This is a genomic window from Staphylococcus sp. EG-SA-14, from assembly GCF_017151935.1.
GTDB classification, from domain to species: domain Bacteria; phylum Bacillota; class Bacilli; order Staphylococcales; family Staphylococcaceae; genus Staphylococcus; species Staphylococcus aureus.
Genome location: NZ_JACVZM010000022.1, coordinates 42,905 through 49,112, shown reverse-complemented (window position 1 = coordinate 49,112; position 6,208 = coordinate 42,905). Strand labels below are relative to the sequence as shown.

6 protein-coding genes and 1 pseudogene are annotated in these 6,208 nt (G+C 32.3%); all 7 read left to right on the top strand.

Going from position 1 to position 6,208, the window contains the following annotated elements; genetic code table 11:
- A partial coding sequence (locus IDG63_RS11950) for a zinc-binding dehydrogenase (protein WP_206176441.1) occupies positions 1-479 on the top strand: 479 nt, incomplete at its 5' end.
- A gap of 74 nt (positions 480-553) precedes the next feature.
- A pseudogene (locus tag IDG63_RS11945) lies at positions 554-662 on the top strand (hypothetical protein).
- Positions 663-754: 92 nt separating this feature from the next.
- On the top strand, positions 755-1,171 hold the full coding sequence (locus tag IDG63_RS11940; RefSeq protein ID WP_000359088.1) for a YwiB family protein: 417 nt from the start codon (positions 755-757) through the stop codon (positions 1,169-1,171).
- The gene (gene argS, locus IDG63_RS11935; RefSeq protein WP_001021139.1) at positions 1,168-2,829 is read left to right on the top strand and encodes an arginine--tRNA ligase; all 1,662 of its coding nucleotides are present in this window, start codon (positions 1,168-1,170) and stop codon (positions 2,827-2,829) included. Before IDG63_RS11940 ends, argS begins: the two co-directional genes overlap by 4 nt.
- Positions 2,830-3,218: 389 nt before the next feature.
- Positions 3,219-3,854 (top strand): endonuclease III domain-containing protein, encoded by a 636-nt coding sequence (locus tag IDG63_RS11930; RefSeq protein ID WP_000901766.1) that lies wholly within the window; start codon positions 3,219-3,221, stop codon positions 3,852-3,854.
- Positions 3,855-4,170: 316 nt separating this feature from the next.
- Complete coding sequence (locus IDG63_RS11925; RefSeq protein ID WP_000749059.1) at positions 4,171-5,058, top strand: ABC transporter substrate-binding protein; 888 nt, start codon at positions 4,171-4,173, stop codon at positions 5,056-5,058.
- Positions 5,059-5,205: 147 nt separating this feature from the next.
- On the top strand, positions 5,206-6,156 hold the full coding sequence (locus IDG63_RS11920; protein WP_001790232.1) for a FecCD family ABC transporter permease: 951 nt from the start codon (positions 5,206-5,208) through the stop codon (positions 6,154-6,156).
- Positions 6,157-6,208: the final 52 nt, after the last annotated feature.

Here is a 6,208-nt window from a genome sequence, read left to right as displayed (position 1 = left end):
TACAATATGCTAAAAACGTTATGGGGGCTAAAATTGTTGCCTTCGACATCAATGATGATAAATTAGCATTCGCGAAAGAATTAGGTGCTGATGCTATTATTAATTCTAAAGATGTTGATCCAGTTGCAGAAGTTATGAAATTAACTGATAACAAAGGATTAGATGCAACAGTGGTAACTTCAGTTGCTAAGACGCCATTTAACCAAGCGGTTGATGTTGTAAAAGCTGGTGCAAGAGTTGTTGCCGTTGGTTTACCTGTTGATAAAATGAACTTAGATATCCCAAGATTAGTGCTTGACGGTATTGAAGTAGTAGGTTCACTTGTTGGTACAAGACAAGACTTACGTGAAGCGTTTGAATTTGCTGCTGAAAATAAAGTAACACCTAAAGTTCAATTAAGAAAATTAGAAGAAATCAATGATATTTTTGAAGAAATGGAAAATGGTACTATAACTGGTAGAATGGTTATTAAATTTTAAAAATATCAACTGACTATATAGATAAAGAAGGTAGTGCTCTGAACACTATCATTATAATCAAACACGAGGTTTTCATGAAAGATAGTGAAAATCTCGTGTTTTTTTGGTTTTGAGGTGTTGTTAGTATTTTATAAAATGGCTTACATATATGAAGCGTTGATTAAGTATGGAATTGTTAATTAATTGAACCTATTTAGCTTTAAGAAGGCATAACAAGATGACCTTATTTTATGCTATAATATTTCTATTATGCGAAGATTAAGGTGAGTAGTAAATTGGATAAAAAAGTAAGTATTCAAACAAAGCAAGTGTTGAAACAGCACAACGAAAAAGAAAAATTTGAATTTACTACTGAAGGAACTTGGCAACAAAGGCAATCTAACTTTATTCGGTATGTAGAACAAATTGAGGATGCAACAGTTAATGTTACAATAAAAGTGGATGATGGTAGCGTTAAGTTGATTCGTAAAGGCGACATTAATATGAATTTGCATTTTGTTGAAGGACAAACGACAACAACTTTTTACGATATATCGGCTGGACGAATTCCACTAGAAGTTAAAACATTACGCATTTTGCATTTCGTAAGTGGAGACGGTGGCAAGCTAAAGATTCATTATGAATTATATCAAGATAATGAAAAAATGGGTTCTTATCAATATGAAATTAACTATAAGGAGATAGGCGAATGAATATTATTGATCAAGTGAAACAAACATTAGTAGAAGAAATTGCAGCAAGTATTAACAAAGCAGGATTAGCAGATGAGATTCCTGATATTAAAATTGAAGTTCCTAAAGATACAAAAAATGGAGATTATGCTACTAATATTGCGATGGTACTGACTAAGATTGCAAAGCGTAATCCTCGTGAAATTGCTCAAGCGATTGTTGATAACTTAGATACTGAAAAAGCACATGTAAAACAAATTGACATTGCTGGTCCAGGATTCATTAATTTTTACTTAGATAATCAGTATTTAACAGCAATTATTCCTGAAGCAATTGAAAAAGGTGATCAATTTGGACATGTAAATGAATCAAAAGGTCAAAATGTATTGCTTGAGTATGTTTCAGCTAACCCTACAGGAGATTTACATATTGGTCATGCTAGAAATGCAGCAGTTGGTGATGCTTTAGCTAATATTTTAACTGCAGCTGGCTATAATGTAACACGTGAATATTATATTAATGATGCTGGTAATCAAATTACTAACTTAGCGCGTTCGATTGAAACACGTTTCTTTGAAGCTTTAGGTGACAATAGTTATTCAATGCCTGAAGATGGCTATAATGGAAAAGATATTATTGAAATAGGTAAAGATTTAGCAGAGAAACACCCTGAAATTAAAGATTATTCTGAAGAAGCACGTTTGAAAGAATTTAGAAAATTAGGCGTAGAATACGAGATGGCTAAACTGAAAAATGATTTGGCAGAGTTCAATACGCATTTTGATAATTGGTTTAGTGAAACATCTTTATATGAAAAAGGCGAAATTCTTGAAGTTTTAGCAAAAATGAAAGAATTAGGTTATACGTATGAAGCTGATGGCGCTACATGGTTACGTACAACTGATTTTAAAGACGACAAAGACAGAGTATTAATTAAAAATGACGGTACATATACGTATTTCTTACCAGATATTGCGTACCACTTCGATAAAGTTAAACGTGGTAATGACATTTTAATCGATTTATTTGGTGCTGATCATCATGGTTATATTAATCGTTTGAAAGCATCTCTTGAAACGTTTGGTGTAGATAGTAATCGTTTAGAAATTCAAATCATGCAAATGGTTCGTTTAATGGAAAATGGTAAAGAAGTGAAGATGAGTAAACGTACTGGTAATGCGATTACATTAAGAGAAATTATGGACGAAGTTGGCGTTGACGCTGCACGTTATTTCTTAACTATGCGTAGTCCTGATAGTCACTTTGATTTTGATATGGAATTAGCGAAAGAGCAATCTCAAGACAATCCAGTTTACTATGCTCAATATGCACATGCGCGTATCTGTTCAATTTTAAAACAAGCGAAAGAGCAAGGAATTGAGGTAGCTGCTGCGAATGATTTTACAACGATTACAAATGAAAAAGCGATTGAATTGTTGAAAAAAGTAGCTGATTTCGAACCTACAATTGAAAGTGCAGCTGAGCATAGATCAGCACATAGAATTACTAATTATATTCAAGACTTGGCTGCTCATTTCCATAAATTCTACAATGCTGAAAAAGTATTAACAGATGATATTGAAAAAACAAAAGCACATGTTGCTATGATTGAAGCGGTCAGAATTACATTGAAAAATGCATTGGCAATGGTCGGTGTAAGCGCACCTGAATCAATGTAAGAACATTTATATACACTCCAACGTAGAGTTTCTCGAAAGATACTTTGTGTTGGAGTGTTTTTTTTAGGTATGTGACATATTGGGGAATGCTTAGTATGTGAATAAGGTTAAGAGGAACACAGTTGGATGCTACTGCACAACTGCATAAGAGAGCCTGAGACATAAATCAATGTTCTATGCTCTACAAAGTTATAATGGCAGTAGTTGACTGAACGAAAATTCGCTTGTAACAAGCTTTTTTCAATTCTAGTCAACCTTGCCGGCGGGGCCCCAACAAAGAGAAATTGGATTCCCAATTTCTACAGACAATGCAAGTTGGGGTGGGACGACGAAATAAATTTTACGATAATATCATTTCTGTCCCACTCCCTCTAAAATGGAGGGTGTAAATGTTAGGAACTGATGAATTATATAAAGTTTTATATGAACATCTCGGACCACAATTTTGGTGGCCTGCTGATAATGACATTGAAATGATGTTAGGTGCAATTTTAGTTCAAAATACTAGATGGCGAAATGCAGAAATTGCATTGAATCAAGTTAAAGAACACACGCATTTTAATCCAAATCATATATTAGAACTACCTATTGAAACGTTACAATCATTGATACATTCAAGTGGCTTTTATAAAAGTAAATCACTGACGATTAAAACATTATTAACATGGTTAGCACGACATCATTTCAATTATCAAGAGATTAATGAGCGATATAAAGGTGGATTAAGAAAAGAATTATTATCTTTGAAAGGTATTGGAAGTGAAACAGCAGATGTCTTACTTGTTTATATATTCGGACGTATTGAATTTATTCCAGATAGCTATACAAGAAAAATATATGATAAATTAGGATATGAAAACACTAAAAGTTATGATCAATTAAAAAAAGTAGTCACATTACCAAATCATTTTACAAATCAAGATGCTAATGAATTTCATGCTCTGTTAGATGTATTTGGTAAACATTACTTTAGAGACAAAGATATAAAGAATTATGATTTTTTAGAACCTTACTTTAAAAAGTAAACGCTGTGAAGTTAGATAGATGAGTTTATATGAAATATAAAAAATAATTTACTATTTTCTTTTAGTATGTGGACTTATATAATAAATAGAAGCATATAAAGAAAAAACAGTTGTTTGCTAACGCACCAAATGCATAAAAATCCCTAATTAATAAATTAAGGGGTAAAGAGGATTACAGTTGCTTGCTAAGGCACAACTGCATAAATCCCTCTAATCGCTAAAGATGAAGAGAAACGCAGTTGGATGCTAAGGCACAACTGCATAAATCCCTCTAATCGCTAAAGCTCAAGAGGCTTTAAAAAGGAGATGTGATAGTGTGAAGAAATCGTTAATTGCTTTTATTTTGATTTTTATGCTTGTCCTGAGTGGCTGTGGTATGAAAGATAATGATAAACAAGGTAGCAATGATAATGGCTCGTCTAAATCGCCGTACCATAGAATTGTTTCGTTAATGCCTAGTAATACTGAAATTTTATATGAATTAGGATTAGGTAAATACATAGTTGGTGTTTCAACGGTTGATGATTATCCAAAAGATGTGAAAAAGGGTAAGAAGCAATTTGATGCTTTGAATCTAAATAAAGAGGAACTTTTAAAGGCAAAGCCAGATCTAATTCTTGCGCATGAGTCGCAAAAGGCAACTGCTAATAAAGTATTGTCATCATTAGAGAAACAAGGCATCAAAGTAGTGTATGTTAAAGATGCACAATCAATTGATGAAACTTACAACACATTTAAGCAAATTGGGAAATTAACGCATCATGATAAGCAGGCTGAACAACTTGTTGAGGAAACTAAAGATAATATCGATAAAGTCATAGATTCAATTCCTGCTCATCATAAAAAATCAAAAGTATTTATTGAGGTTTCATCAAAGCCTGAAATATATACAGCAGGGAAGCATACATTTTTTAATGATATGTTAGAAAAATTAGAAGCCCAAAATGTGTATAGTGACATTAATGGTTGGAACCCTGTAACGAAGGAAAGTATTATTAAAAAGAACCCAGATATATTAATTTCGACGGAAGCTAAGACAAGATCAGATTATATGGATATCATCAAAAAAAGAGGTGGATTCAATAAAATTAATGCTGTCAAGAATACACGTATTGAAGTTGTAAATGGTGATGAAGTATCAAGACCAGGTCCACGTATTGATGAAGGATTAAAAGAATTAAGAGATGCAATTTATAGAAAATAAACCATTCTAATTATGCCCCTTATTGCTACATGTAAAAAATACATGTTTGAGATAAGGGGTTTTTAAAATATATTTAGTGAATGATAGCAACGCGAGTATGTGATTGCTATAATGAATGTAATTATCGATGAAAGAAAAGAGAATGCTATGACATTTAATAAAGTATTATTGAGCTGGATAGTCATATTGATTATAACAACTAGCATATATCTATTTTGGCAGTTGGGCGATATCAATGATGTATTTAACCAGTCTATTTTAATCAATGTTAGATTACCGAGATTATTAGAAGCATTGTTGACAGGTATGATATTAACTGTTGCAGGCCTTATATTTCAAACAGTTTTAAATAATGCATTGGCAGATAGCTTTACATTAGGATTGGCAAGCGGCGCTACATTTGGTTCAGGATTAGCATTATTTTTAGGTTTAACAACGTTATGGATTCCTGTATTTTCAATAACATTTAGTTTGATAACATTAATAACTGTATTAGTCATTACGTCGGTATTGAGCCAAGGCTATCCAGTTAGAATCTTAATATTAAGTGGTTTAATGATTGGTGCGTTATTCAATTCACTTCTATATTTTTTGATTTTATTAAAACCTCGCAAATTAAATACAATTGCCAATTATCTGTTTGGTGGTTTTGGTGATGCAGAATACTCAAATGTATCTATAATAGCAATCACATTTATCATTGCATTGTTTGGTATATTTATCATTCTTAATCAACTAAAGTTATTGCAATTAGGAGAACTAAAAAGTCAGTCACTAGGCTTAAATGTTCAATTGATTACATATATCGCGTTATGTATAGCTTCTATGATAACGGCGATAAATGTCGCATATGTTGGCATCATTGGATTCATTGGTATGGTGATACCGCAACTCATTAGAAAATGGCAGTGGAAACAATCATTAGGAAGACAATTGGCTTTAAATATTGTAACTGGAGGACAAATAATGGTTATGGCAGATTTTATTGGTAGCCATATATTGTCACCAGTACAAATACCGGCAAGTATTATCATTGCATTAATTGGTATACCAGTGTTATTTTACATGCTAATATCTCAGTCGAAACGGTTACACTAGCACACGACATTTGCTAAAATAAAAATAACTATAAACATAAAGAGGGCATAAG

Bases quoted from the DNA above. Each gene is read 5' to 3' on its own strand.
- argS (WP_001021139.1), top strand. From the start codon at position 1,168: ATGAATATTATTGATCAAGTGAAACAAACATTAGTAGAAGAAATTGCA.
- IDG63_RS11930 (WP_000901766.1), top strand. From the start codon at position 3,219: ATGTTAGGAACTGATGAATTATATAAAGTTTTATATGAACATCTCGGA.
- IDG63_RS11920 (WP_001790232.1), top strand. From the start codon at position 5,206: ATGACATTTAATAAAGTATTATTGAGCTGGATAGTCATATTGATTATA.